This is a genomic window from Streptomyces sp. NBC_00104 (assembly GCF_045160825.1).
Lineage (GTDB): Bacteria > Actinomycetota > Actinomycetes > Streptomycetales > Streptomycetaceae > Streptomyces.
The window spans coordinates 9,798,500-9,824,242 of sequence record NZ_CP108215.1 but is presented as its reverse complement, the minus strand read 5'-3'; the positions used below and the strand labels follow the sequence as shown (position 1 = coordinate 9,824,242).

The 25,743-nt window shown below is 68.3% G+C and carries 20 protein-coding genes; 4 read left to right on the top strand and 16 right to left on the bottom strand.

From position 1 onward, the window contains the following. Positions 1 to 15 precede the first annotated feature (15 nt). Both OG272_RS42965 and OG272_RS42960 read right to left on the bottom strand, forming a co-directional pair. The gene (locus OG272_RS42965; RefSeq protein WP_326574332.1) at positions 16 to 759 is read right to left on the bottom strand and encodes a 3-oxoacyl-ACP reductase family protein; all 744 of its coding nucleotides are present in this window, start codon (positions 757 to 759) and stop codon (positions 16 to 18) included. Positions 760 to 1,305: 546 nt separating this feature from the next. Continuing rightward, on the bottom strand, positions 1,306 to 3,696 hold the full coding sequence (locus OG272_RS42960; RefSeq protein WP_327726627.1) for a SpoIIE family protein phosphatase: 2,391 nt from the start codon (positions 3,694 to 3,696) through the stop codon (positions 1,306 to 1,308). 592 nt (positions 3,697 to 4,288) lie between these two features. Between OG272_RS42960 and OG272_RS42955 the strand changes: the two genes are divergently transcribed. Next, a complete protein-coding gene (locus tag OG272_RS42955) occupies positions 4,289 to 5,773 on the top strand; it encodes an aldehyde dehydrogenase (protein WP_326574334.1) in 1,485 nt (494 codons plus the stop codon). 110 nt (positions 5,774 to 5,883) lie between these two features. Then, positions 5,884 to 6,753: an NAD(P)-dependent oxidoreductase gene (locus OG272_RS42950; RefSeq protein WP_327726628.1), complete on the top strand. Its 870-nt coding sequence runs from the start codon at positions 5,884 to 5,886 to the stop codon at positions 6,751 to 6,753. Between the two features lie 122 nt (positions 6,754 to 6,875). On the opposite strand, the gene OG272_RS42945 is transcribed toward OG272_RS42950, so the two are convergent. From OG272_RS42945 to OG272_RS42910, 8 genes are all read right to left on the bottom strand, one after another. Then, positions 6,876 to 7,616: a FadR/GntR family transcriptional regulator gene (locus OG272_RS42945; RefSeq protein WP_327726629.1), complete on the bottom strand. Its 741-nt coding sequence runs from the start codon at positions 7,614 to 7,616 to the stop codon at positions 6,876 to 6,878. A 194-nt stretch (positions 7,617 to 7,810) separates the two neighbouring features. Then, positions 7,811 to 9,004 (bottom strand): acyl-CoA dehydrogenase family protein, encoded by a 1,194-nt coding sequence (locus OG272_RS42940; RefSeq protein WP_326574336.1) that lies wholly within the window; start codon positions 9,002 to 9,004, stop codon positions 7,811 to 7,813. Between the two features lie 123 nt (positions 9,005 to 9,127). After that, the gene (locus tag OG272_RS42935; protein WP_405895814.1) at positions 9,128 to 10,591 is read right to left on the bottom strand and encodes an aldehyde dehydrogenase; all 1,464 of its coding nucleotides are present in this window, start codon (positions 10,589 to 10,591) and stop codon (positions 9,128 to 9,130) included. 58 nt (positions 10,592 to 10,649) lie between these two features. Beyond that, entirely contained in the window at positions 10,650 to 11,807 is a 1,158-nt protein-coding gene (locus OG272_RS42930; RefSeq protein WP_326585514.1) for an acyl-CoA dehydrogenase family protein, read from the bottom strand. Positions 11,808 to 11,821: 14 nt separating this feature from the next. Beyond that, positions 11,822 to 12,598, bottom strand: coding sequence for an enoyl-CoA hydratase/isomerase family protein (locus tag OG272_RS42925; RefSeq protein ID WP_405895813.1), 777 nt, complete (start codon positions 12,596 to 12,598; stop codon positions 11,822 to 11,824). After that, on the bottom strand, positions 12,586 to 13,788 hold the full coding sequence (locus OG272_RS42920; protein ID WP_326574339.1) for a CoA transferase: 1,203 nt from the start codon (positions 13,786 to 13,788) through the stop codon (positions 12,586 to 12,588). Before OG272_RS42920 ends, OG272_RS42925 begins: the two co-directional genes overlap by 13 nt. A gap of 52 nt (positions 13,789 to 13,840) precedes the next feature. Continuing rightward, positions 13,841 to 14,797, bottom strand: a complete 957-nt coding sequence (locus tag OG272_RS42915) for an acyl-CoA dehydrogenase family protein (RefSeq protein WP_327726631.1) — start codon at positions 14,795 to 14,797, stop codon at positions 13,841 to 13,843. Continuing rightward, the gene (locus OG272_RS42910; RefSeq protein ID WP_327726632.1) at positions 14,794 to 15,570 is read right to left on the bottom strand and encodes an enoyl-CoA hydratase-related protein; all 777 of its coding nucleotides are present in this window, start codon (positions 15,568 to 15,570) and stop codon (positions 14,794 to 14,796) included. The genes OG272_RS42915 and OG272_RS42910 overlap by 4 nt, the downstream gene beginning before the upstream one ends. Positions 15,571 to 15,790: 220 nt before the next feature. Between OG272_RS42910 and OG272_RS42905 the strand changes: the two genes are divergently transcribed. Continuing rightward, positions 15,791 to 17,290, top strand: coding sequence for a 3-hydroxyacyl-CoA dehydrogenase (locus OG272_RS42905; protein WP_327726633.1), 1,500 nt, complete (start codon positions 15,791 to 15,793; stop codon positions 17,288 to 17,290). A gap of 47 nt (positions 17,291 to 17,337) precedes the next feature. Continuing rightward, a complete protein-coding gene (locus tag OG272_RS42900; RefSeq protein ID WP_405895812.1) occupies positions 17,338 to 17,487 on the top strand; it encodes a hypothetical protein in 150 nt (49 codons plus the stop codon). 187 nt (positions 17,488 to 17,674) lie between these two features. On the opposite strand, the gene OG272_RS42895 is transcribed toward OG272_RS42900, so the two are convergent. The 6 genes from OG272_RS42895 to OG272_RS42870 form a co-directional block, all read right to left on the bottom strand. Further along, a complete protein-coding gene (locus OG272_RS42895; protein WP_328505488.1) occupies positions 17,675 to 18,538 on the bottom strand; it encodes a helix-turn-helix transcriptional regulator in 864 nt (287 codons plus the stop codon). Between the two features lie 227 nt (positions 18,539 to 18,765). Beyond that, on the bottom strand, positions 18,766 to 19,944 hold the full coding sequence (locus OG272_RS42890) for an XdhC family protein (protein WP_405895811.1): 1,179 nt from the start codon (positions 19,942 to 19,944) through the stop codon (positions 18,766 to 18,768). A gap of 145 nt (positions 19,945 to 20,089) precedes the next feature. Continuing rightward, positions 20,090 to 22,285: a xanthine dehydrogenase family protein molybdopterin-binding subunit gene (locus tag OG272_RS42885; protein ID WP_327726636.1), complete on the bottom strand. Its 2,196-nt coding sequence runs from the start codon at positions 22,283 to 22,285 to the stop codon at positions 20,090 to 20,092. Beyond that, on the bottom strand, positions 22,282 to 23,262 hold the full coding sequence (locus OG272_RS42880) for a xanthine dehydrogenase family protein subunit M (RefSeq protein ID WP_326574347.1): 981 nt from the start codon (positions 23,260 to 23,262) through the stop codon (positions 22,282 to 22,284). The genes OG272_RS42885 and OG272_RS42880 overlap by 4 nt, the downstream gene beginning before the upstream one ends. A 12-nt stretch (positions 23,263 to 23,274) precedes the next feature. After that, positions 23,275 to 23,943, bottom strand: coding sequence for a (2Fe-2S)-binding protein (locus OG272_RS42875; RefSeq protein WP_327726637.1), 669 nt, complete (start codon positions 23,941 to 23,943; stop codon positions 23,275 to 23,277). A gap of 360 nt (positions 23,944 to 24,303) precedes the next feature. Further along, on the bottom strand, positions 24,304 to 25,158 hold the full coding sequence (locus tag OG272_RS42870) for a helix-turn-helix transcriptional regulator (RefSeq protein WP_326574349.1): 855 nt from the start codon (positions 25,156 to 25,158) through the stop codon (positions 24,304 to 24,306). Between the last annotated feature and the right edge of the window lie 585 nt (positions 25,159 to 25,743).

Genomic DNA, 25,743 nt, shown 5'->3' with positions numbered 1-25,743 from the left:
TCCTTTGAGGCGTGGTCAGACGCTGGATTCTCCGCCGTCGATGGCGATGGTCTGCCCCGTCAGGAAATCCGGGGCGTCGAGGGACAGGTAGGTCACGAGATCGGCGAGTTCCTCGGGCCGCCCCATGCGCCGGGCGGGGATCCTCCGCACCACCTTGGCCACCGCGGCCTCGTCGTCACGCAGTTCGGCGTTGATGTCCGTCGCGAAGTAGCCCGGCGCCACAGCGTTCACCTGCGCTCCGAACCTCGCCCATTCCGCGGCCGCGGCACGGGTGAAGTTGATGACGGCACCCTTCGACGCGCCGTAGGCGGTGAACCCGGGCCGACCGAGCAGCCCGAACACCGAGGCGACGTTGATCGCCCGACCGGAACCCGTCGACGCGAAGTGCCGGGCCGCCGCCCGGCTGCACAGGAACATGCCGCGCACGTTGATGTCGAAGATACGGTCCCAGTCGCCCTCGGTCATGTCGGCGAGTTGCACCTGCGCGGTGACACCGGCGTTGTTGACGAGGACGTCCAGACGCCCGTACTCCTCCAGGCAGGTGTCGAAGAGGGCCTGGACCGACGCGGCGTCGGAGACATCGGTCGGCACGGCCAGCGCGGCGCCGCCCTCGTCGAGCACGGCGTCCCGGACTTCCGCCAGATGCTCGGGTGTACGTCCGGCGAGGACGACGGCGACCTTGCGGCGGGCCAGGCTGTGGGCGACGGCGCGACCGAGGCCTCGGCCCGCGCCCGTGACGATGGCTACCTGTGTGGACATGCCCACAAGATGTCTGACATTCAACTCACTGTCAAGATGTAAGCGAGTGGTTCCACAGTCAAGCGCATCGGCGTCTTGGCAGGTCGCGGCGCATCGAACCCGGCAGGCCTCCCCAGCCGACCGTGCCCAACGGTTCCAGCTCGCCGGGTAGGCGAGGCCCAGGCGTGCACGGCGCGCCGTACGAGTGGCCCTCACTCAGCCATGCGCGAGCGGAAAAAGAGAACGCCCGCCGTCGCCAGGATCTGCTCACTACCTCCTGGCCTGCGGCGTGCCACGCGGGCTGTCGGCCCGCTTCTGGCTGTGCACGCAGCGGCGTCTCTCGGCGACGCCTGAATTCTGACCCTCTGACGGCGGGACCAGGTCGTGGAAGCGTACGCAGAGTTCGACAGACAGTCCGCAGGCAAGGGCGTCATCGTCTTCGGACACAGGCTGGGCGGCCCTTCGGTTCCGTACCGGCCCTGCCCCCTCGGTGGCCCGGCGTACCGCATGTGCGCAACACCAAAGACGAAGCCAGCCACCTGCTGAACGAGTCTGCGTTCCCGCGGATCAGCCCGTCCGGAGGTCGACCGCTTCGTCCATCCGCACACCCGGCACCTCGGCGGGAGGCAGGGGCTGTTCGGCCCAGATGGTCTTGCCGTCGTGGGCGTAGCGGGTGCCCCAGCGGGAGGCGAGCTGAGCGACCAGGAAAAGGCCACGACCTCCCTCGTCGGTGGTCCGGGCATGGCGTAGGTGCGGGGCGCTGAGGCTGCTGTCGGAGACTTCGCAGATGAGCGTTTGGGTGTGGATGAGACGCATCGCGATGGGGCCACGTGCATGCCGGATGGCGTTGGTGACCAGCTCGCTGATGATGAGTTCGGTGGCAAAAGCGAGCTGTTCCAGGCCCCATTCGGCGAGCTGGCGGGTGGCGAGGGATCGGGCCTGGGCCACCAGGGCCGGGTCGGCCGCCAGCTGAAAGGAGGCGACCCGGTCCGCTGCCAGGACACGGGTGCGGGCGAGGAGCAGGGCCACGTCGTCGGAGCGGCGTTCGGCGACGAGGGCGGACATCACCGCGTCACCCAGTTGCTCCAGCGGTCGGCCAGGACCGGCCAGCACGCGGGCCAGCCGATCCAGCGCGGCGTCGACGTCGCGCCCCGGGTCCTGGATGAGACCGTCCGTGTACAGCGCGAGCAGACTGCCCTCAGGGAGTTGGTACTCGGCGGTTTCGAAGGGCAGGCTGCCCAGGCCGAGCGGCGGGCCCGGCGGGACGGCGTCGAGGAACTCCACAGCTCCGTCGGGGCGTACCAGGGCGGGTGGGGGGTGGCCGGCGCGCGCGAAGGTGCACAGGCGGGAGACCGGGTCATAGACGGCGTACAGACAGCTGGCGCCCTGACAGTCGGGATCCTCCTCAGCCAGGCGGACGACGAGATCGTCGAGGTGGGCGAGGACCTCGTCGGGGTCGAGGTCGAGATCCGCCAGGGTGTGGACAGCGGTGCGCAGTCGCCCCATGATGGCCGCCGCATGCAGGCCGTGCCCGGTGACGTCGCCGACCAGCAGGGCGACCCGGGCACCGGACAGGGACAGAACATCGAACCAGTCCCCGCCGGCGCTGGCGTGGGCGGCGGCGGGCAAGTACCGGTAGGCGGTATCCACCGCAGGAGAGTCAGGCAGTTCGCGCGGCAGCAGGCTGCGCTGCAGAGCGAGAGCGGTGGTGTGTTCGCGGGTGTAGCGGCGGGCGTTGTCGATACACACCGCGGCACGCGAACAGAAGTCCTCGGCCAGGGCCAGAGTCCCCTCATCGTACTGAGGGGAGTCGCGGTGGCGAGCGAAGACAGCCACACCAAGCGTGATCCCGCGTGCCCGCAGCGGCACGACCATGGCCGAGCGGGTGCCGGACGCACGTATCTTCTCGACGATGCGCGGATCGAAGGTCGACTGCTCGCCGTCATCCAGCTTCCGCATGAGTTCCGGCCGCCCGCCCACCAGGCACCGAGCCTGTGGTGTGCCCGGGGAAAACGTCACCCTCTCGCTCACGACATACGCGGCCTCCGGATTCCCCGGCCGCACCGATCGGACTCCCGACCGGCGAAGCAGCGCCGGTGCGGCCACCGGCACGGGAGCCGGCTCCTCCCCGCGCACCGTGGCCTCCAGCAGGTCGACGACGGCGAAGTCCGCCAGCCCGGGAACGGCCACGTCGGCCAGTTCCTGCGCGGTGCGCTCCACATCCAGCGTGGTGCCCATCCGCGCCCCGGCCTCGGTCAGCAGTTCCAGCCGTTGCTGGGCCCGATAACCTTCGGTGACGTCGACGAACGTCTGGCACATACCGAGGACGTGGCCGGCCGAGTCCGTCAGCCGGAACGATGAGGAGGACCACATACCCTCGCGCTCCACGTCCGACGGGAGTCGACCGCGCACCGGGAAACCGATCTCCGGTTCGCCGGTGTCCCGCACCCGGCGCAGGCGCTCCTCGGCTATCTGGAAGTCGATCTCCGGTGCCACCTCGTGGTTGCGGCGCCCGATGATCCGCTCGGCAGGCAGGTCCAGATCGCGCATGGCCACGGCATTGACCGCGCGGAATTTCAGATCGGTGCCCACAACGGTGATGGAGATCGGGGCCTGTTCGAACAGCGCTTTGAGGACCGCCTGATCGAACTCCGACCGCTCCACCTGCCGCACGTCGGCGGCGCCGACCGACCAGCCGGCCTGCCCCTGACCACCAAGCACGGGACGCACGCGCAGCGCGACCCGGACCGCATGCCCGTCTCGGTGTCTCATGGCCAGCACACCGTCCCAGCCCTGCCCGGCTCCACCCCGTCGGCGGCCGGCTGCCAGCGCCGCTTCACGGTCCGCCGGGGTGATCAGCAGATCCACCGCGGGCGTGCCATAGATGTCTCTCGCCCGATAGCCGAGGAGAGATTCCGCCTCCGGACTCCACAGGGAGATGCTGCCCTGGCCATCCACGACCGCAGTGGCCGTACAAGGCCCCTGCAGCACATTTCCCGGTCCTGCGCCGAGGTACCGGTAAGCCGTCGGTACACCCATCCACATCAGCCCATTTCTGGCCATGCCGTTGCCTCTCATGGTAATGACTTAGCGGCGCCGTACTCGCGGAGACCGTCCCGGATCCGCGCGGCAACCATCAGCGAAGGAGAAATGCCTCCTTGGCTTTGGATGCGGGCGGCCACGGCGAGAGAGCGACGCCCGTACGCTCGCGCCGTTCTGTGCGGATCCTCCCGCCCGCAACGACCGGATCCAGCCGCGAAATCCGCGGGCTCACCTCCGGCGGTCGACTTAAGCCCCGGGCCGCCCAATGACTACGGCTGCAGGCCAGGATCGCATGCACACTTGCCTTTGTCTGACAGTTGACCGACTGAAGGCCCAGAGCTAGATTCGCGAGGTGGGCAGCAGTTGCATGCCATTCGCCGAGTCGTCCTCGTACCGGTCCGGCCGTCTCACGGCCGCTCCTTCCTCCGCCGCGCCCCTGACGCGCAGGACCACTCCCGCTGCCCACCCCGGCGCCGCATGGCGCACACCCAGGAAAGGAAGGTCCAAGATGCCGATCGAGAGCTTCTCGATACTGATCGACGGTCAGTGGCGGGCGAGCGCCGACGGCTCGACGTTCAGGTGCACCAGTCCGTTCGACGGTGAGGACTGGGCGGAGGTGCCGACGGCGACCACTGATGACGTGGATGCCGCGGTGGCCGCAGCACGACGGGCCTTCGAGGAGGGTCCGTGGTCGAGCGCGACTCCCCTGGCGCGTGCGGGCCTGTTGCGCCGGTTGGGCGACCTGATCACACAGAGCGCCGCCGAACTGGCGACGGTGCAGGTACGCGAGAACGGCAAGCTGATCCGCGAAGTGGCCGACCAGGCGAAGGCACTCGCGAACCACTGCTACTTCTTCGCCGGGGTGGCCGAGAGCCCGATCGGTGAGACGCTGGCGACGAGCGTGCCGAACATGCAGGCGTTCACGATGCGTGAGCCGATCGGCGTGGTGGCCCTGATCACGCCGTGGAACAGCCCGCTGATGCTGTTGATGGCCAAGCTCGCGCCTGCGCTGGCCGCCGGATGCACGGTGGTGGTCAAGCCGTCGGAGGTGACACCGGTTTCGACGTTGGTGTTCGCACGACTGATCAAGGAAGCGGGCTTCCCCGACGGTGTGGTCAACGTGGTGACCGGGGCCGGCGAGACTGGAGCCGCCCTGGTGGCTCACCCCAGCGTGGACAAGATCTCGTTCACCGGTTCGACCTCGGTCGGCAAGCAGATCGCGGCCACTGCGGCCGCTCGGCTGGCCCGTGTGTCGCTGGAGCTGGGGGGCAAGTCACCGAACATCGTCTTTCCCGACGCCGATCTGGACAACGCCGTCAACGGTGTGATGGCCGGAATCTTCGCGGCCACCGGCCAGACCTGCATGGCGGGGTCCCGCGTCCTGGTCCACGACGACATCTACGACGACTTCGCCAAGGCGCTCGCCACCCGGGCGTCGCAGATCCGGCTGGGCGATCCGAGCGACCCGGCGAGCGAAATGGGGACGGTCGCCTGCCGAGCACAGTACGACAAGGTGCTGCGGTACATCGACATCGCCAAGGCCGAGGGCGCGGTGCTCGCCGCCGGAGGCAAGCGCCCGGACGACCCCGCCCTGGAGAAGGGGCTCTTCGTCGAGCCGACAGTGTTCACCGAGGTCACCAACGACATGCGCATCGCCCGGGAGGAAGTGTTCGGGCCGGTGGCCTCACTGATCCGGTTCCGTGACGAGGACGACGCCATCCGCATCGCCAACGACACCAGTTTCGGTCTGGCCGCAGGCGTCTGGACCCGAGACATCGCGCTGGCGCACCGGATGATCAAGCGCCTGCGCGCCGGCACGGTGTGGATCAACAACTACCGCAAGGTCAACTACGTCGCCCCGTTCGGCGGCTTCAAGGAGAGCGGCATCGGCCGGGAGAACGGCATACATGCCGTGAACGAGTACACCGAGGTCAAGTCCGCCTGGATCGACACCGGCAACACCATCAAGGACCCCTTCAACCCGCGGGCCTGACCCTGGGAGGCGGAAGCGGCCCGGAACCCGGCCCCTCCCTCCCGCAAGCACGACCGACAGTCATGAGCTGGTCGACTCCCGGTCGGCCATGAGGTGAGTGAGGTACCCGCATGTCCGAGAAGCTGGGGTTCATCGGCGTTGGCGCCATGGGTTCGGCCATCGCGAGCCGTCTCGTGGCGGATCACGATCTGTACGTGAGCGATCTGAACCGGCAGGCTGCTGACGAGCTCGTGAGCCAGGGCGCCACTTTCATGTCGGCGGACGAGACAGCGAAGCGCTGCCTGTACGTCTTCCTTTCGCTGCCGGGACCGGCGAACGTGTTCGAACTCCTCCTGGGCGACCAGGGAATCGCACGGCACTTCGCGCCGGGAACTCTGGTCATCGACACGACCACCGGGGCACCTACGACGGACAGGGAGATCGTTCCCGCCCTCGCCGAACTCGGCGTCGACTTCGTCGACGCGCCGATCGCCGGGGGCGTCAAACGGGCCCGGGCCGGCACGGCCACCCTGATGGTCGGAGGCTCCGAGCAGGCGTTCGCCAAGGCCCGGGACCTGCTGATGGCCGTGACCCCTGATGTCTTCCACGTGGGTCCCGCGGGCACGGGACACGCGATGAAGCTCGTGAACAACCTGCTCAACAGCTGCAACCGTTTCGCCGCGCTCGAGGCCGTTCGTCTCGGGCAGGCGTGCGGAATCGACCAGGACACCGTGGTCGAGGTCATCAACAAGTCGAGCAGCCGGAACTACACAACGGAGAACACGTTCCCCCAGCTCCTCAGCGGCGGCTCCTACAGGGCACAGGGCTTCACGCTCCAGTTGATGCTCAAGGACCTCCACCTGGCCAACGAGATGGCGGAGAGCCTCGGGCACGCCACCCCGATCGGGCACCTCGTCGAGGAGTTCACCATGGAGGCCATTGACCGCTTCGGCCCCGACGCGGACCAGAGCCAGTTCATGGCGGAGTGGTACGCCGATTGATGCGGTTCATGCGTGTGCCCTCCCAGCCTGCCGGCTGGGAGGGCACACGCATGAACACCAGCTTTTGTGCGTGCATGAGCGATGCCGACTCGGACGAGTCACTCAGGTCGCCGTGCGTGGAACTATGCCTTGGGCTGGGTGGTCGAATACCGCAGGACGTAGTCGAGGTGCGACTGCATCGCTTCCGCGGCCGCGTCCTCATCCCCGGTCTCGATCGCCGCGAGGATCACCATGTGCTGCTTCACCGTCCGCTTCCCGACTTCCGCGGTCACGTCCAGGTACTGCGCCGGATGCGTCGCATCGTGCACCGCGGCGATGAACGCCGCCAGCAGCCGGTTGCCCGACGCCTGCCCGATCGTCGTGTGGAACGCCAGGTCGTAGCCGGGGATCCCCGGATCATCGATGGTCGTCGTCCTCTGCCGCTCCACGATCGACCGCAGCTCGCCCACCTGCTCCTCGCTCCGATGCCGAGCGGCCAGACGGGCGGCCGGGACCTCCAACACCCGCCGCACATCGGTCAGCTCGAGCATGTCCAAGGCACCCAGGCGCAAAATGGTGTCCACCGACTCACTCAGCATCCGGCTGAGCGAATCCGGAGTGACCGTGTTGACGAAACTCCCGCCGGCCATGCCCGGAATCTTCCGGATGAGGCCGCCGCTCACCAGCGCACCCAACGCCTCACGCACGGTCGGACGGCTCACCCCGAACTGCTTCGCCAGCTCCGTCTCCGGCGGAAGCTTCTCCCCCTGGGCGAAACGACCCTCCAGGATCGCCTCCCTGATCTGCTGCTCCACCTGATCACGCGGCCGCGTCACCTGTCGCGCCCGGAACTTCTCCGCCGCCCCAGACCCCGTTTCAGCCATACCACGCCTCCCCAACCGTCGACATGCCCGACGCCGTCACGTTCGGACGTACACAAGGCCTGATCCAAAGCCGCAGTATATGACCAGGGTCGGTAAATTGTCATACCGAAAAATGTCGTGCTTCAACCTGCTGATCGAGAGCCTCCCTACCGGACTACCGGTGGGGAGGCATGCGCCGGCTGTCCCTGGGCTCGTCACATCGCGTACTCCTTGAGCAGACTGCGGCCGATGATCATCTTCTGGATCTCGGACGTACCCTCGCCGATGAGCATGAAGGCCGCCTCACGGTAGAGCCGCTCGATCTCGTACTCCTTGGAGTAGCCGTACCCGCCATGGATGCGGAACGACGCCTCGACCACTTCCTTGCAATACTCGCTCGCGAGCATCTTGGCCATGCCGGCCTCGACGTCGTTGCGCCGGCCGGAGTCCTTCTTGCGGGCCGCGCGGACCATCATCGCGTGGGCGGCCTCGACCTTGGTCGCCATCTCCGCCAGGCGGAACAGGATCGCCTGGTGCTGCGCGATCGGCTTGCCGAACGTCTCACGCTGCTGCGCGTACGCGATGCCCAGTTCGAAGGCGCGAACGGCGATGCCGCACGCGCGCGCGGCGACGTTCACGCGGCCCACCTCGACACCGTCCATCATCTGGTAAAAGCCCTGGCCGGGCTCTCCCCCGAGGATCTGGGCGCCCTCGATCCGATGGCCGTCAAAGATCATCTCGGTGGTGTCGATGCCCTTGTAACCCATTTTGTCGATCTTTCCCGGGACGGTGACGCCCTGGGCGGTCTCGCCGAAGCCGGGCTGCTTCTCGACCAGGAACGTGGTCATGTTCTTGTAGACCGAGGCCGCGCCCTCATCTGTTTTCGTCAGCACCGCGACCAGGTTCGACGAACCGCCGTTGGTGAGCCACATCTTCTGGCCGGTGATCGAGTAGGAGCCGTCGGGAAGTCTGTCGGCCTTGGTGGCCACGGCCGAGACGTCGGAGCCGAGGCCAGGCTCCGACATCGAGAAGGCGCCCCGCACCTCGCCGGTGGCCATCCGCGGGAGGTACTTCCGCTTCTGCTCCTCGGTGCCGTGTTGCATCAGCATGTACGCGACGATGAAGTGGGTGTTGATCACACCCGAGACGCTCATCCAGCCTCGTGCGATCTCCTCCACGCACAGCGCGTACGTCAGGAGCGACTCACCCAGCCCGCCGTACTCCTCCGGGATCATCAGGCCGAAGACACCGAGCTCCTTCAGTCCCTCAACCATGTCGGTCGGGTACTCGTCCTTGTGCTCGAGTTCGGTGGCGACCGGCATGATTTTCTCTTCGGCGAACTGTCTGACCACCTTGAGGATCTCCCGCTGGTCCTCGGTCAGTTCATCGGTGTGGGCAAGACGATCCATCTGATGGTCCGTTCCTCTCAGTCCGGTGGCCACGGCGTCGTCCCGACAACCGCGACCCGTTGGTCAGCAGGGGCGATGGGTGCAGAGCGTTCGGGTTGTCCCGGGCCCAGCTCGGTCGGTCGGTCACGCGAACGATGTCGCCATGTCCGGGGGCAGCCCGATGGACTTCAACTCCGTGTATACGTCCAGCCCCTCGGGCCCGTATTCGCGCCCGATGCCACTGGCTTTGAACCCACCGAACGGTGCCTTGAGCCCGACCGGGTGCCCGTTCAGCTCCACGACACCGGTGCGGATCCGGCTCGCGAGTTCCAGCCCTCGGCGGGGGTCCGATGTGAACACTGCCCCGCTGAGACCGTAAGGCGAGTTGTTGGCGATCTCGACCGCCTCGGCTTCGTCCCGGTAGGTCATGACGGCGAGGACCGGCCCGAAGATCTCTTCCTGAGCGATCGTCATATCCGGCCGCACACCGGTGAAGAGGGTCGGCTCCACGAACCAGCCGCGGTCAAGACCCTCTGGACGTCCGCCACCTGTGACGAGGGTCGCGCCCTCCTTGAGACCGGTGGCGACGTAGTGCTCCACCGTCTCACGCTGCCGGTGGGAGACCAGCGGCCCGATCTGCGTGGCCTCGTCGTAGGGACTGCCCACGGGCATCGAGTCGATCAGGGAGCGGAGCCGCTCGACGAGCTCGGCCTGACGCGCCTCGGAGACAAGCACCCTGGTTTTCAGGGTGCACACCTGACCGTTGTTGCGGAACGCCCCGAGGCGCATCGCCTCGACGGTCCGGTCAAGGTCGGCGTCATCCAGAACGAGGGCGGCCGACTTTCCACCCAGCTCCAGCGTGACGCGCCGCAGATCGTGACCGCACAGCGCCGCGATCCGACGACCCGCAGCGGTTGATCCGGTGAAGGACACCTTGTCGACGCCCTGGTGCGCGACGAGGTGCTCGCTGCTCTCGCGCTCCGCCGGAACGATGTTGACCACGCCCTCCGGGAACCCGGCCCGCTCGATCAGCTCGCCCAGGAGGTACGCGTCGAGAGCCGTCTGCGGGGCCGGCTTCAGAACGACCGTGCACCCCGCCAGCACGGCAGGAACGACCTTCTGGACGCTGATGCTCATGGGCACGTTCCAAGGAACGACGGCGGCCACAACGCCGACGGGTTCCCGGGTGACGAGCGCGCTGCCCGTCTCTGCCGTACGGATCGACCGGAACGGGTAGTCCAGCGCGAGATCGAGACACGCGTCGATCACCCGGACCGGATTGGCGGCCTGGATGGTGCGGGACTGCGTGATGGGACAGCCCATCTCGTCAGTGATGAGCTGTGCGATCGGTTCCTGCCGCTCGGCGAGCAGCCGCCGCAGTTCCCGTAGTACCGCCATGCGCGCCTCCAGCGGCATACGCGGCCACGGCCCGTTGTCGAACGCGTCACGTGCCGCGGCGACGGCACGGTCGATGTCGCTCGAAGACGCCGAGGGAACCTCGGCGACGACCTCTTCCGTGAACGGCGACACGATCCTCAGATGCTCACCGTGTGCCGGAACCCACCGCCCTCCGATGAACAGGCGGTCGTAACGGCCCTCCCACATCATGGACCTCTCCTCGTGGACAAGACTCGTGTGAGTCGGCGGCGTCGGCAGACGTGCTCTGTCATGGCATCGCCGAGAGGCGGATGTCCCGGGCGACGAGCATGCTTTGGACTTGGTTGGTCCCGTCGTAAATCTCGGTGATCTTCCCGTCGCGCAGTCGGCGCTCCGCACCGATGTCGTCGCGATCTCCGTCCTCGCCGAGAAGTTCGACGCAGGCCGAGGCGACTCGCACGCCCAGGGTCGTGCAGTGCAGCTTGACCATGGCGACCTCGGCCGTGGGGTCCTCGTCGCTGGCGTCGACCAGATCGCAGACCTCCCTCAGCATCGACCGCCCGGCCGCGATCTCCGCCCGCAGGCGGGCCAGTTCGAACTGGAGGTCCTGGGCACCGCGGGTACGGGAAGAGAGGAGATCTCGCTCCGCGCAATAGCGCACGGTGGCGTCGTAGGCACCCTGTGCAAAGCCCACGCCCTGGGCTGCGGCGCTGATACGCGACTTCGTGACCGACCGCAACAGCAGGGGGTAGCCCTCGCCCTCGGCGCCGAGGCGCGCTTCCACGGGGATCCGGCAGTCCTGGAATCCGAGCGTGACGGTAGAGGCGCCCTTCTGGCCCAGCTTCTTCATCGGCTTACCGGCCTCGAGACCCCGTGCGTACTCCGTGTCGACGAGGAAGGCCGTGATGCCGTCCTTGCCGCGACTCGGGTCGACCGTCGCGAAGAGCACGATGACATCGGCGACATCGCCGTTGGAGATGAACGTCTTCTCGCCGTTGATCACATAGGAGTCGCCGTCACGGCGCGCCTTCGTACGCATCGACGCGACGTCCGATCCCGCCTCGGGCTCGGTCAGGGCGATCGCTCCGATGGCCGTGCCCTCGCAGAGCGCGGGAATCCACGCCTCGTGCTGGTCGGGCCGCCCTTGGAGGTGGATCGGGTGGGCGCAGTGCATCTGGGTCATGTAGACCGTCGAGGTCGATCCACAGGCGGCCGCGATCCGGGACAGTGCCTCGGCGTACGTCGCCGTGGACGTGCCTCGCCCTCCGAGCGAGGTCGGGATCAGAAGCCCGCCGAGACCCGCCTGGGCGAGCGCCTGGACGGACGCCGAAGGGAAGGAACTGTCCCGGTCCACGGCCACTGCGGCCGGCGTCACGGTGTGCGCGATGACGCCATCGAGGAGTGAGAGGACGGTGGTGCGGTCCGCCGAGGGTGGATGCTCAGGCACAGTGTTCAATTCCGTCACTCCTCGGTGAAGACGGGCTCGCGTCGCTCGGCGAAGGACGTGATGCCCTCCTGGCCGTCGACGGAGGCGATCGAAAGGGCGGCGAGTGCCGCCTCGTGTTCCAGGGCTGGGCCGGACGTGCTCTGCCGCGCGGCTTCGAGCAGGTTGGCCAGACCGGTGCGGCTCCCGGACGCGATCAGAAACGCCGTCTCCGCCACCTCACGGGGCAGTTCGGCGGTGGGAACCGGCGGGACCGACAGCAGACCGATCTGCCAGGCACGCTCGGCGTCGATCCGGCTGCCGGTGAGCATCAGATGGAAGGCCGCCGCCTTGCCCACGGTTCTGGGCAGCCGCTGGGTGCCCCCGAATCCCGGGATACAGCCGATCCGTGCCTCCGGGAGGCCGAACTGACTGCGGTCCGAGGCGATCACCACGTGGCACGCCAGCATGAGTTCGAATCCGCCGCCGAGGGCGAAGCCGTCGACCTCGGCGATCACCGGAACGGGTGAGCGCTCGATCGCGCCGATCGCGCGGTGGCCCCGCCGGATGAAGGCCTGCGCATGGTCGGCGTCGAGGCCGCGGATCTCCTCAAGGTCGGCGCCGGCACTGAACGCCCGGTCACCTGCGCCTCGGATGACCAGGCACCGGATGCCCCTGTTCTCCTCAGCGACCCGCCGGACCTCCTCCGCCAGTGCGTCCAGCACGGAGGTGTTCAGGGCATTGAGCCGGTCCGGGCGGTTCAGGGTGATCGTCCGCACACGCCCGTCGTCGTCCACCTCGATCAGGGAACCCATACGACACCCGCCTCCGCGAGATCGGCGATCCGCTCGTCGTCGAATCCTGCACTTGTAAGGATGTCGCGCCCGTGCTCGCCCCGGAGCGGCGCCGGCAGGCGGGGCGCCCGACTCCTCTGCGAACCGAGACGCCACGGGCTCGCGACGCCCCGGAAGACGCCCGCACGCGGATGCTCCTGGCTGACGATCGCCTCGCGAGCCTCCACTTGAGGGTCGTCGACGACTTCGGACAGCGAGTTGATCCGCGCACACGGTACGCCGACGTCCTGAAGAGCCTTGAGAGCTTCTTGCGAGGTCCTCGTGGTCAGAACCGACTGGAAGGCGTTGACGACCTCGTCCCGGCGCGCGCGGCGTCCGGCGTTGGTGGCCAGGTCGGGCCGCTGGGCCAGCTCGTCCAGGCCCAGTGCCGCGCAGGCTTGGAGCCAGATCTTGTCGTTCCCCACGGCGACGACGATGGGGCGGTCGCTCGTCCGGAACGTCTGGTAGATCGCGACCACCGAGTCGGTGCCGCCGCAGGGGCGGGGTTCCGGATCGCCCGCGAGAAAGCTGGCGATCCGAGGTGACATGAAGGCGAGGTCGGCTTCGAGCAGGGCGACGTCGATGATCTCGCCGACGTCGTGCCTCTGCTGCCTGACCAACGCGGCCGCGATGGCGTACGCGGCGACAGTGCCGGCCGCGACATCGGACAGAGCGGTGCTGACGCGCTGCGGTACTCCGGCGTCACCGGTGACGCTCATCATCCCGGAGCGGGCCTGGGCGATCAGGTCGTATCCCGGGAGCGCGGCATCGGGGCCGTCGATCCCGAATCCCGACAGCGCGCAGATCACGAGCCGGGGAAAGCGTTCACGCAGTGCGTCGAGCCCCAGGCCGTGCCGCTCGAGCTTGGCCGGATTCAGGTTCTCGATGAACACGTCCGCGGTCTCCAGCAGCCGGAAGAGCACCTCACGACCCTGCTCACCGCGTATGTCCAGGCACAAACTCCTCTTGTTGCGGTTGACCGACAGGAACCACGCGGCTTCGCCGTTGAGAAAGGGTGGCCCCCATCCACGGGCGTCGTCTCCACGCACGGGCTCGATCTTGATGATCTCCGCTCCCATGTCGCCGAGGTACATGGAAGTGGTCGGTGCTGCGTAGGACGACGAGATGTCGACCACGGTGATCCCGTGCAGCGGGCCGGCAGACGCGTTCATGAGGCCTCCTTCCTCGGGTGGTGCTTCAGGGGCGCGGAGTGTGCGAGAGCCTTCACGTATCGCCCCCGGGCTTGCCGAGGCGTCGAGAGGCGACCTGCGCCAGGACGGTCCGGCGGCCGCCGCCGCGGGCCCGGAGGCTGATCGCGTCGCGCAGCAGACCGGCCACGGGGTATTCGTCGATGTACCCGTAGCCGCCGTGCACCTGGATCGCGTCCAGGCAGACGTCGACGGCGGTCCTGCCGGCCTGGGCCAGCAACTCTGCCGTGTCGAGGTCGCCGGCGACCGCGCCGTCGAGCATCGCGTGCACCGTGCGGACACGGATCCGCATCTCGGCCAGGATCGCGCGCAGACCCGCGAAGGTACCGATCGGGGAACCGAACTGACGCCGCTCACCGGCGTACGTCTCCGCCGTGTGCAGCGCTGTCTCGGCGAGGCCGAGGGCCGCAGCGGAGGTGAACAGGTCCCAGTCGCGCGCGGTGCGCCTCGTGACAGCCTCCGGCAGCGTCACGACCGTGTCGTCGAGCCGGACCGTCCGCAGGGCGGCTTCGCGCAGTCCGCTGCGCCGTGTTCCCTCGGGCTCCCCCACCAGCGCGTCCCGGCGGGCCAGCACGGCCCGTCCCGTGGAGCGGTCCAAGAGCACCACCGCGCCGGGCGCGAACAAGGTCGGCACAGTGGCCGTCCACGGGTCGGGTGCGGTGGGATTGGTGACCGCAGAGGTTACGTCCCGCACTTCGCGGCCGTCCTCGTCCGAAGTGGCGAGACCACGTTGCGCGGTGAACCGGCCCGCGAGGGCGAACGCGGCTGCGGGCGAGAAGTGCGCGGTCGTACGCACGGCTGCGACGAGCCAGTCGACGGCGTCGTCGAGCTCGGCCGCCTCCTGTGCCAGATCGAGGACATCCGCCGCGGCGAGCGCGGCGCGAATGGCGTGGGCGTCGCTCCACTCCACCGACACAAGACGCTTCGTCAGCACCTCGAGGAAGTCGTCGAGTTCCGCATTGCGCCCCGTCATCGGTAGAACCTCTCGCGACGGGGGTCGCGGCGCTCCTCGAAGGACTCCGACATCTCGGCCGCCTCCTGGGTGTTGCGGTAGGCGGTGAGCAGGAGGTCGTGTGCGAGGCGTGCCTGCCCGACGACACCGGTGTGGCGGCTGGAGAAGGCGGTCTTGAGGGCGGCCAGCGCGAACGGGCCGCGTCGACGCAGGTCCTGCGCGACCTCGACAGCGCGGTCGAGGACGGGGCGGCCGGTCACCACCTCGTTGACCAGGCCCATGTCCAGGGCTTCCTGCGCGGGGTACTTGCGGTTCAGGTACCACATCTCCTTCGCCCGCCGCCGCCCGATGGTCTCCTCGAGGTACCAGGTGCCGAAGCCGGCGTCGAAGCTGCCGACCATCGGACCCACCTGGCGGAACACGGCGTGGTCGGCGGCGATCGAGAGGTCGCACACGACCTGGAGCACGTTCCCCCCGCCGACGGCGTATCCGTTGACCGCCGCGATCACCGGCTTCGGCATCGCGTCGATGAACTCGTAGAGATCGATGACCGGCATCACGCTGGAGTAGTCGAGCGACGTGGGCTCCTCGTGCTCTCCCCCGATACAGAAGAACTTCTCGCCCGCGCCGGTGAGGATCGCCACGTCGATGTCGGGCGACTGCCGCACGTGCTGAAACGCTGCGAGCAGCTCACGCGCTGTTTCGAACCTCAGCTTGTTGGCCCGGTCGGGCCGGTTGATCGTGATCACCGCGACGCCGTCATGGACGGCGACGGTGATGTCCTCGTAGCTCATGGACTCAGCTCCTGGTTCGACGAGTCGGCCCGTACGGAATGCGACTGGTTCGCGTCACGGCGCGTTCACCTGACGAACACCTCACACCCTGATCTGTTTTTCATACACCTGCAAAAGTTTGACATTACGATACTCTGTCGAGGAACCATGTCAAGGATCTTGGGGATCGTCCGCGGCACTACGGCGGCGGCGATCCACGGACGACGCCGAGGAGCCCCTGATGTCACAACCACTGGCCCACATCTGCGTGATCGGAGCGGGCACGATGGGCCGGGGGATCGCGCAGGTCGCACTCGCCTCCGGTCACCCGGTGCACCTGGTCGACCCGGACGAGGCGCAGCTGAAGGTGGCCGGGTCCGACATCACCGCACGTCTCAGCCGGAGAGACCCGGCGGCACCCGCCCTGGTGAAGGCACGGCTGCGTACCTTCACCGACCTCACCCAGACGCCGACGGACGCACCCACGGTCGTCGTCGAGGCCATCCTCGAGCGCCTCGACATCAAGCAGGCGGTTCTGCGGCGCGCCGCAGAACACTTCGGACCGACGTGCGTCCTCGCGACGAACACCTCGTCGCTGTCGGTCACCGCCATCGCCGCCGGCACGCCGGATCCGTCACGCGTGGTCGGCATGCACTTCTTCAACCCCGTCCCCGTCATGAGGCTCGTCGAGGTCGTCCGGGGCCTGCAGACCTCCGACGAGGTCGTCGACACCGTCGCCGAACTCGCCCTACGCTGGGGTAAGTCGGTTGCCCACGTCCGCTCGGTACCCGGGTTCATCGTCAACCGGGTCGCCCGGGCCTTCTACGGGGAGTCCCTCCGACTCGTCGAGGAGCGTGCGTCCACTCCGGAGACGATCGACGAACTCATGCGCTCCGCCGGCGGATTCCGCATGGGCCCGTTCGAACTGATGGACCTCATCGGCAACGACGTCAACTTCGCGGTGACACAGTCCGTCTGGACGTCGTACCACTACGACCCGCGTTTCGCACCCTCCCTCATCCAGAGCGAACTCATCGCCGCAGGACGGTTCGGTCGCAAGACCGGCCAGGGTTTCTACGAGTACGGCGAGAGCGCCGAGCGAGCACGTCCCCTCGCCGCGGAAGTGAAGGCCGAAGCAGTGACAGGCGCCACGCGAGTGGTCCTGCACGGGTCGGACGACCAACTGGAGGCCGTGCTCACTCGCAGCGGCCTCGAGTTCGGCCGGGAGGTAAGCGACACCGCCCGCATCGAATTCGTCAGTCTGGGGTCCGTCATGGTCACTCGCGGCCGGAGCGCACGCGAGGAGTCCGCCCGGCGAAGCGAGCCTGTACTCCTCCTCGATCGCTGCCTGGATCCCTCGACGGCGACGGCTCTCGCCCTCGCCTCCGCCGATGCCGCCCTCACGGACGTCGTCGTCGCCCTGCTGGATCGCGCCGGCATCCACGCCTTTCCCATGGCCGACATCCCGGGGCTCGTGGTCGCCCGAGTTCTCTCGATGATCGCGAACGAGGCGTGGGAGACGGCCCACCACGGGGTCGCGACCCCGGACGACATCGACCTCGCGATGCTCCTGGGCACCAACTACCCCATAGGCCCGTTCGCCTGGAGCGCGCGGTGGTCAACGCGCAGGGTGCTCGAGCTGCTCGACGCCCTCTGGTCGTCGTACCACGACCCGCGATACCGGGCCAGCCACGCCCTGCGGGCCGAGGTGCAGACCATCTCCCACGACGGCCTCGGCTGACGGCATCATGGGGTAAGTGGCTGTGCGGGGAAGGGGTCCCTCCCTGGATGTTTGCAACCAGGGAGGGACCCCTGCTCTCCGCACCCGCCCACCACCAGGGAGAGATCCGGGAGGACGCCGACCTGGAAGCAGCAGTGACCATGCGGCTCGGCTGGTACTTCGCCGACTGCAGGGCCGGACACCGGCACCGACCCTAGGGCGTGCAGGCCAGAGCTCACCCTGGCCGCCCTTCACCCACCTGACACTCGCTCTCTGTGAACCGGCTGTCTCGCTCGCGGTGACGTCGGCAAACCTCCGGACCACGCCTCGAAGGCGCCGCGCCGCCGGCGAAGTGGGCGGCGCCTGAGTGGGGCGAACCGGATTCGCCCGCGCGCGATGTCGTCGTCAGTTCGCCGTACCGGGGGCGGCCGGGTGCCCGTCAGCCACCCAGGCCGCAAGGCTGCGCAGCCTGTCGTGCGTGGCCGTGTCGGGTGCGGGCGTCCAGATGGTCAGTTGCTGATCGGGGTCGGTGCTGCACGTCAGGGTGTCCCATTCGAGGGTGAGTTCGCCGACGATCGGATGGTTCAGCGTCTTCGCACCGACCTTCCGGGCCGCCACGAGGTGCTCGGCCCACCACCGCCGGAAGTCCGCGTCCCGCTCCGACAACTCCTCGACCAGTGCGGCGAGTCTCGTCGAGCCGGGGTTGCGGGCCGCTTCCCTGCGCAGTTGTGCGACAGCGAGGCGGGCCGCGGCCTCCCAGTCGGCGTACAGGCCCCTCATGCGGTCCGAGAAGATCATCTTCGCGTAATTGCGGTCCCCTTTCGGGATGCGCCCGAAGTCGCCCACCAGGGCAGCACCCATCTCGTTCCAGGCCAGCACGTCCATCCGGCGTCCGAGGACCATGGCCGGGATGGACATGAGGTCGTCGAGCAGCCGCTGCAGTTGCGGGTTGACGACCTGAGCCTCGGGCGGGTGCGGGCGGCCGGCGTCCTTGCCCGCCAGTTCGAAGACGTACTCCCGCTGGTCGTCACTGAGCTTCAGCACTCGGGCGATGGCCTCCAGCACGGGCTCGGAGACATGCATGCGTCCCTGTTCCACCCGTGTGTAATAGTCGGTGCTGATCGCGGCCAGCACTGCCACTTCCTCCCGGCGCAGGCCGGGGACTCGACGCGGCGCTCCCGAGTCGGGCAGCCCCACGGACCGGGGAGTCAGCTCCGCACGCCGGAGTTTCAGGAAGTCACCCAACTCATGGGGTGCACTGCCAGTCATGTCAGCCAATCTCACAGGGATGGGGCCCCTGGCCGGGGCGAAGCGTCGCTCCACAGATGTGCTTGTGGCGCACTTGCTGGACGGAAACGTCTGCGGATCGAGCGTGTTCAGCGGTCAAGGTTCCGCGAGGGCGGCGGGTTCGGCTGCGGGAACACCGCCTCAGATGGGGCCGCCGGGCCTCGTCGCTGCCCCGACACACCATTGATCATCCGCGAGACCGTTCCGCTTCACACACCGGCACGTGCGGCTGTCCCTTCGACCGTGGGCAGCGCATCGGCCGCGCCTGGCGACGGGGACCTCGCACGGTGGATCGGTCCCGTTCGCCGGGAGAGGGGCAGGCCGCTTCCGAGGTTGGTGGAGGCGATGATCTCCGCCACGATGGAGACAGCTGTCTCTTCCGGTGTGTGAGCCCCCAGATCGAGGCCGATCGGCGAGTGCAGGCGGGCGACGAGAGCGTCGGACATGCCCTGTTCGCGCAAAAGGCGGAGACGCTGTTCGTGTGTGCGCCGCGATCCCATGGCCCCGACATAGCCGACGGGCAGATCGAGGGCCAGCCGTAGCAGGGGGATGTCGAACTTGGCGTCGTGGGTGAGGACGCAGACGGCGGTGCGGGCGTCCACGCTCGTGCGCTCCAGGTAGCGATGGGGCCAGTCGACGACGACCTCGTCCGCGTCCGGGAAGCGTGCCGGTGTGGCGAAGACGGGGCGAGCGTCGCACACGGTGACGTGATACCCGAGGAAGCGGCCGGCCTGGCTGAGCGCGGCGGCGAAGTCGACGGCACCGAAGATCATCAGGCGGGGGCGGGTGGCGGCCACATGGACGAGGACGGACAGCCGGTCCGGGCAGGTGTCGGCGTCTCCGCCCAGCTCGACGCGCGCGGTGCGTCCGGACCGGAGCAGGGCGCCCGCCTGTGCGGTCACCGCGCGGTCCGTCGGCCCTCCGTCCAGGGTTCCGTAGGAGGCGGTGCCGTCGGCAAGGACGCAGACCATGCGGCCCAGCAGGTCGTGGCGGCCGTCGACGACCTGCGCCACGGCGGTCGGCCTGCCCTGGACGATGTCGTCCAGGGCAGCACCGAGATGCGGTTCGGTGGCCGGGTCGATGCGCCGGACGAGGACATCGAGTTCGCCGCCGCAGGTCAGTCCGACGGCGAAGGCGTCGTCGTCGGAGTAGCCGAACCAGGCGCGCTGGACAGGACCCTCGTCGTGCAGGACCTGTCGGCACAGGTCGTAGACCGCGCCCTCGACGCAGCCGCCGGAGATGCTGCCGACCGCGTTGCCGTCGGCGTCCACCGCGACCGACGTGCCGATCGGCAAAGGAGCGCTGCCGGTGACGTCAACAACGGTGGCCAGGGCGAAGGGGCGTGCTTCGCGGCACCAGCGGTGCAGTGTGTCCGCGATGTTCAGCATGAGTCTTTCTCCGTGGTTCGCCGGGGGAACGTGGGGCGGGCCGCCGCCGCGCTGCGGGGGAGCATCTGTGCGCGGCGGCGACCCTGTCTGGCCCGGCAGCCGGACAGTGGAGCTGCTGCCGGACCGGTCGATGGGCGTGCTGAGGTCAGAGCAACGCCTCGGCCGTGATGGGCAGTTCACGCACCCGGCGGCCGGTGGCATTGAAGACCGCGTTGCCGATCGCGGCCGCCACGCCCACCTGGACGACCTCGCCGAGCCCCTTCACCCCCAGCGCGTTGCCGTCGTTGTCCTCGCCGTCCAGGTAGATCGCCCTGACCTCGGGGACGTCGGCGTTGACCGGGACGAGATAGTCGGCCAGGTTGGCGTTGACGATCCGTCCGTCGCGGTGATCGGTGGCGGTGTGCTCCAGCAGGGCCGTGCCGATGCCGCCCACGATGCCGCCGAACGCCTGGCTCTCGGCCAGCTTCGGACTGATGATGCGGCCCGCGTCGTACACCCCGAGCATCCGCCGCACCCGCACCAGGCCCAGGGTCGCGTCCACGGCGACCTCGGCGAAGGTGGCGTTGTAGGCGTGGTAGGAGCGCCGTGCAGGACTGGGCGGCCCGGCGTAGGAGCCGCTCGCTTCCAGATGCGAGCGGTCGTTGCGGGCCAGCAGGCTCCGGTACGTCTCGCCGCGCGCCTGGTTGCCCTGCACGTGCAGCCGGCCGCCGCGCACCACCACATCGCCGGCGTCCACCCCGTACAGCGGTGACTCGCGGTCCTCGACGGCCAGCTTGATCGCCTGCTCGCGGACCTTGTCGCAGGCGTCGACGACGGCGGTGCCGACGCTGGCCATGGTGGCCGAGCCGCCGTGCGGGCCGGTCGGCGGATAGAGGGAGTCGCCGAGCCGGAAGGTGACCGTGCGCATGGTCAGCCCGAGGGCGTCGGCCGCCACCTGGGTCTGGGAGGTGTAGGTACCCGGCCCCATGTCGCTGGTGGCCGCCTCGACCACGGCGGTGCCGTCGGCATCCAGACGCGCCCGGGCCTCCGCGGGGAAACGCCCGGGATCGTAGACACCGGCGGCCATGCCCAGACCGATCAGCCAGTCGCCCTCGCGCCTTGATCGCGGCCGGGCGGAGCGGCGGCTCCAGCCGAACTCCCGGGCGCCGATCGTGTAGCACTCGCGCAGCCGCCGGGTGGAGAAGGGCAGGTTGTTGGACTCGTCCTCGCTGGGTTCGTTGCGCCGACGCAACTCGATCGGGTCGAGGCCGAGTTCGTGCGCGAGTTCGTCCATGGCCGACTCGATGGCGAACGACGCCGTGGCGAGACCAGGGCCGCGCATCCAGATCGGGGTGTTCACGTCCAGGGAAACCTGCCGGTACGCCTGGCTGACGTTCGGCATGCTGTACATCATCTGCCCCGCCGCCATGACGGCCTCGGTGAACGTCTCGTACGACGAGGTCTCGGCGTCGATGTCGTGGATCGCGGCGGACAGCCGGCCGCGCCGGTCGCTGCCGAGGCGCAGCCGGTACTCGTACGACGGCCGGTAGCCGGTGCCGAAGTACATCTGCCTGCGGCTCAGCACCAGCTTGACCGGACGCTTCGTCTCCCGCGCGGCCAGGGCGGCGACGATCGTGTGCGGCCAGCAGCGCAGCCCGCTGCCGAAGCCGCCCCCGACGAACGGGTTGATGACCCGCACCGCGTCCGCCGGCAGGTCGAACACGGCGGCGAGCTCGTCATGGGTGCCCACCACCCACTGCGTCTTGTCCCAGACAGTGAGCTTGTCGCCGTCCCAGCGGGCGATGGTGGCGTGCGGCTCCATCGGGTTGTGGTGGTTGCGCGCCAACTGGTAGGTCAGGTCCAGGCGTACGGCCGAGGAGCGCAGGCCCGCTTCCGCGTCACCGCGCGCGTAGTCCGTCGGCTCGTCCCGCTCGGCCTCGTGCAGATCGGTCGAGGGTTCCTCCGCGTCATAGCGGACCTTGACCAGACTCGCCCCGTGCTGCGCGGCCTCCAGGGTCGTGCCGACCACGACGGCGACCGGCTGACCGTGGAAGAGCACCCGGTCGTCCTGGAACACCCGCAGTCTGCGACCGGGTGGGTTGTTGGAGCCGGCGTTGTCGCGGTAGGGCAGTTTCGGCGCGTTGCCATGGTGGATCACCCGCAGCACACCCTGATGATTCTCGGCATCACCGGTGTCGATGGAGGTGATACGGCCCCGGCCGATGCTCGCGTCGACGATGACGGCGTGCACCACCCCGTCAACGTCGTGCTCGGCGGCGTACACCGCCTTACCCGTGACCTTCAGCCGGCCGTCCACCCTCGACAGCGGCGCGCCTACGGCTGCCTGCGGCTGGGGGCTCACTTCGTACCTCCTACGATGCGCAGCTGACGCTCAACGGTCCGTTTCAGCAACTCGACCTTGAAACGGTTGTGGTCAAGGGGACGGGCACCTGCCACCGCCTTCGCGGCGGCAGCCTTCCACAACGCCCCCGAGGGACGCTCACCGATGAGGTGCCGCTCGACTGCGGACAGCTTCCACGGCACCGTGCCCACTCCCCCGGCCGCCACCTTCGCCTCCCGGATCACCCCGCCGCGCACATGCAGGGCGACAGCCGCCGACGTCAGGGCGAACTCGTACGACTGCCGGTCACGCACCTTCAGATAGCCCGACCGCAGGGGACGTGGAAGAGCCGGGATCTCCACTGCCGTGATCAACTCTCCCTTTCGGAGGGCTTGTTCGCGGTTCGGAGTAGTGCCGGGCCGCAGCAGGAAGTCGGCGAAGGGGATACGGCGTTCCCCGTCCGGGCCGAGCAGGTGCACGGTCGCCTCCAGCGCCGCGAAGGCCACGGCGACGTCGGAGGGGTGGGTGGCCACGCAGGAGTCGGAGGTGCCGAGGATCGCGTGCGTGCGGTTGTGGCCGTTCAGCGCGGCACAACCCGACCCCGGATCACGCTTGTTGCAGTCGGCCGTCACATCGCGGAAGTACGTGCACCGGGTGCGCTGCATGATGTTGCCGCCGATGGTGGCCATGTTCCGCAGCTGCGCCGACGCGCTCAGCTCCAGCGCCTCGGAGATGACCGGGTACGTGGTGCGCACCTTCCGGTTCGCGGCCGTCTCGGCCATGCTCACCAGCGCACCTATGCGCAGCCCGCCGCGCTCGGTGACGGTGACCTCGTCCAGCGGCAGACCGGAGATGTCGACCAGCGCCTCGGGACGCTCGACGGTCTCGCGCATCAGGTCGACGAGTGTGGTGCCCCCGGCGATGTAACGGCCGCCGCGCCGACCGGCGTCGAGGGCTTCACGGGTGTTCGCGGCCTTCGTGAAGGAGAAGGGATGCATGTCAGCGGCTCCTTACTTCCGGCCGGCGGTCTGGTCGACCGCGCGCACGATCTTCACGTAACAGCCGCAGCGGCAGATGTTGCCGCTCATCCACTCGCGGATCTCCTCCGGCGAGTCGGTGTGGCCCTCCTGGATGCAGCCGACGCCCGACATGATCTGGCCCGGCGTGCAGTAACCGCACTGGAACGCGTCCTGCTCGATGAACGCCTTCTGCAACGGGTGCAGTTCGTCACCGTCGGCCAGGCCCTCGATGGTGGTGACCTCGGCGCCCTCCAGGCGGACGGCCAGCGTCAGACAGGAGTTGACCCGCCGGCCGTCGACCAGCACCGTGCACGCACCACAAGCACCCGCGTTGCAGCCCTTCTTCGAACCGGTCAGATCGAAGTGCTCACGCAACAGGTCCAGCAGCGAGGTGCGGTTGTCCACCGCCACGGTCCGGCGGGTGCCGTTGACCGTCAGAGAGACACGGCTGGACGGGGGCGCCTCGGCGGCAGCCACCTCCTCCCCGGCGGTGAGCAAGGACCCACCGATCACGCCACCGACGACGACGGCACCACCGACCGCGGTACTGGTGGCGATGAAGGTGCGTCGTGTCGGCGCGGTGCGGGCCTCGGAGTCGGTGGACTCGGTGGAGGCGGTGGAGGGTGGAACATCTGGGTCAGTGAACTCAGGGGAGGACATACATAGGCCTTCGGACTCGGTGGATGGGGCACCTGGCCTGCACGGCGACAGGGAGCTGGGCGAATCCCACGACTTCGTCACCACCGCGTATTCAGAATGCGCACATGCTGTGCGACCGCGGTTGGTCACGCCCCGAAGTCTTGCACCACCGGCATCACCCATGGGAGGGAGAGTTTTCTCCCCGGATATTCTTCCCTCGAAGGGAACTCTGCTCCGCTTGCCCGGCAGTGGAACAGATCAAATCGGGTGTGGCACTATCGAGCAACGACCGCAGCCGAGAAAGATGTAGCATTCACCAATTCGCCGAGCCCATGATGTCTCACGTTGGGTGTCCGGCATGGCTCGGATGCATGCAGCCGCTCATGCCTCCGACGGCCGCGCAGTCCAGGCCTGGAGAAGACGCAGGTTGTCGTGAGATGCCGTTCCTGGTTCGGCGGTCCAGATCACCAACTGCTGCTCGCCATCGGTGACGCTGGTGAAGCTGTCCCAGTCAAGGGTGACGTCCCCGACGACCGGATGCCGCAGGGTCTTCGTTCCCACGCTCAGCACCGTGGCGTGCTTCGCTCCCCACCATCGGCGGAAGTGGGCGTCAGCCACCGACAGTTCACCCACGAGCTCGGTCAGCTGCGCGTCTCCGGGGCACTTGGCGCCCTCCATCCGCAACTGCGTGACGCACGCGTGGGCGACACGCTCCCAGTCCGGGTACAGCACCCTCATGGCGGGCTCGGTGAAGAGCAGCCGGACAAAGTTCCGCTTCTTGACCGGGATTTGGGAGAAGTCGGTGACCAAGGCGGCGGCCAACGAGTTCCAGGCGAGGATGCCCATGTACCGGCCCAGCACCAGTGCCGGGGTGAACGGGATATCGTTGATGAACCGCTGCACCTGAGGCTGAACCTTCTGCGCCGGGCGTCGGCACACCTTGACTCCCACCTCGCCCGCCAACTCGAACAGATAATCCCGCTGTTCGTCATCCAGGTGCAGGACACGGACGAGCGTCGCAAGCACCACCGCCGACGGCCGTACTACACGCCCCTGCTCAAGGCGCGCATAGTACGGGCTGCTGAGCCCGGCCAACCGGGCGACCTCGTCCCGCCGAAGACCTGGCACGCGCCTCGGCGCTCCCGACTCCGGCAGCCCTACCGTGCGCGGGCTCAGCTCCGCTCGCCGGGCTCTGAGAAACGCACCCAGCTCGTTCAAATGTGTGCTGCTCTCCATGCAAGTCACTCTCACACGAAATCCCCACATTGTGAGGGGGGCGTTTTCATCCCAGGATGGCCTTGCATTTCATTCACACCAGCTGACGGGATCAGTCGAGCCGAGAGGAGCGGCAGACTCCGGGCGTGCGCGGCGGGTCCGAAATAGGGTTCCTGACGCGGCCGACATCGATGAATCCGAACTCGATTCGACACGGCATCTCGCGAGAATTCTCCCCACTCGCATCCGGCACGTTACTGGTTATGGCCGCGAGTCTGCCACCGTTCACCCGGGCAGAGGGAGGGACAGTTTTCTCCCTGGATGATGTGATCCCGGGACCACGTTTTCCCTTTTGTGGGCACGCGCGACAGTCGCAGGGGCATCGGCGCGGCCCGGGACCGGCTCAGGCTACTGGAGGACATCCCCTTGGAGTCCCCCACCCCGTGGGCCGTCCTCTGTTCGTTGCCGAAAGGCGTGTGGCGCGCGAACGAGGCGAGGAAGGACGCGGGGGCGGATGCCACTTCCCCAGCAGCGGTATGAGGCCGGTCGGCATTTCCACAGCCCCCCATGCCCGTGACGGCGTACCCGGCTCCCTGCCCGCGAGCG

Bases quoted from the DNA above. Each gene is read 5' to 3' on its own strand.
- OG272_RS42935 (WP_405895814.1), bottom strand. From the start codon at position 10,591: ATGATGTGGGAGGGCCGTTACGACCGCCTGTTCATCGGAGGGCGGTGG.
- OG272_RS42900 (WP_405895812.1), top strand. From the start codon at position 17,338: ATGTTTGCAACCAGGGAGGGACCCCTGCTCTCCGCACCCGCCCACCAC.
- OG272_RS42875 (WP_327726637.1), bottom strand. From the start codon at position 23,943: ATGTCCTCCCCTGAGTTCACTGACCCAGATGTTCCACCCTCCACCGCC.
- OG272_RS42895 (WP_328505488.1), bottom strand. From the start codon at position 18,538: ATGACTGGCAGTGCACCCCATGAGTTGGGTGACTTCCTGAAACTCCGG.
- OG272_RS42955 (WP_326574334.1), top strand. From the start codon at position 4,289: ATGCCGATCGAGAGCTTCTCGATACTGATCGACGGTCAGTGGCGGGCG.
- OG272_RS42920 (WP_326574339.1), bottom strand. From the start codon at position 13,788: ATGAACGCGTCTGCCGGCCCGCTGCACGGGATCACCGTGGTCGACATC.
- OG272_RS42940 (WP_326574336.1), bottom strand. From the start codon at position 9,004: ATGGATCGTCTTGCCCACACCGATGAACTGACCGAGGACCAGCGGGAG.
- OG272_RS42925 (WP_405895813.1), bottom strand. From the start codon at position 12,598: ATGGGTTCCCTGATCGAGGTGGACGACGACGGGCGTGTGCGGACGATC.
- OG272_RS42950 (WP_327726628.1), top strand. From the start codon at position 5,884: ATGTCCGAGAAGCTGGGGTTCATCGGCGTTGGCGCCATGGGTTCGGCC.
- OG272_RS42910 (WP_327726632.1), bottom strand. From the start codon at position 15,570: ATGAGCTACGAGGACATCACCGTCGCCGTCCATGACGGCGTCGCGGTG.
- OG272_RS42880 (WP_326574347.1), bottom strand. From the start codon at position 23,262: ATGCATCCCTTCTCCTTCACGAAGGCCGCGAACACCCGTGAAGCCCTC.
- OG272_RS42870 (WP_326574349.1), bottom strand. From the start codon at position 25,158: ATGGAGAGCAGCACACATTTGAACGAGCTGGGTGCGTTTCTCAGAGCC.
- OG272_RS42890 (WP_405895811.1), bottom strand. From the start codon at position 19,944: ATGCTGAACATCGCGGACACACTGCACCGCTGGTGCCGCGAAGCACGC.
- OG272_RS42905 (WP_327726633.1), top strand. From the start codon at position 15,791: ATGTCACAACCACTGGCCCACATCTGCGTGATCGGAGCGGGCACGATG.
- OG272_RS42945 (WP_327726629.1), bottom strand. From the start codon at position 7,616: ATGGCTGAAACGGGGTCTGGGGCGGCGGAGAAGTTCCGGGCGCGACAG.
- OG272_RS42915 (WP_327726631.1), bottom strand. From the start codon at position 14,797: ATGACGGGGCGCAATGCGGAACTCGACGACTTCCTCGAGGTGCTGACG.
- OG272_RS42965 (WP_326574332.1), bottom strand. From the start codon at position 759: ATGTCCACACAGGTAGCCATCGTCACGGGCGCGGGCCGAGGCCTCGGT.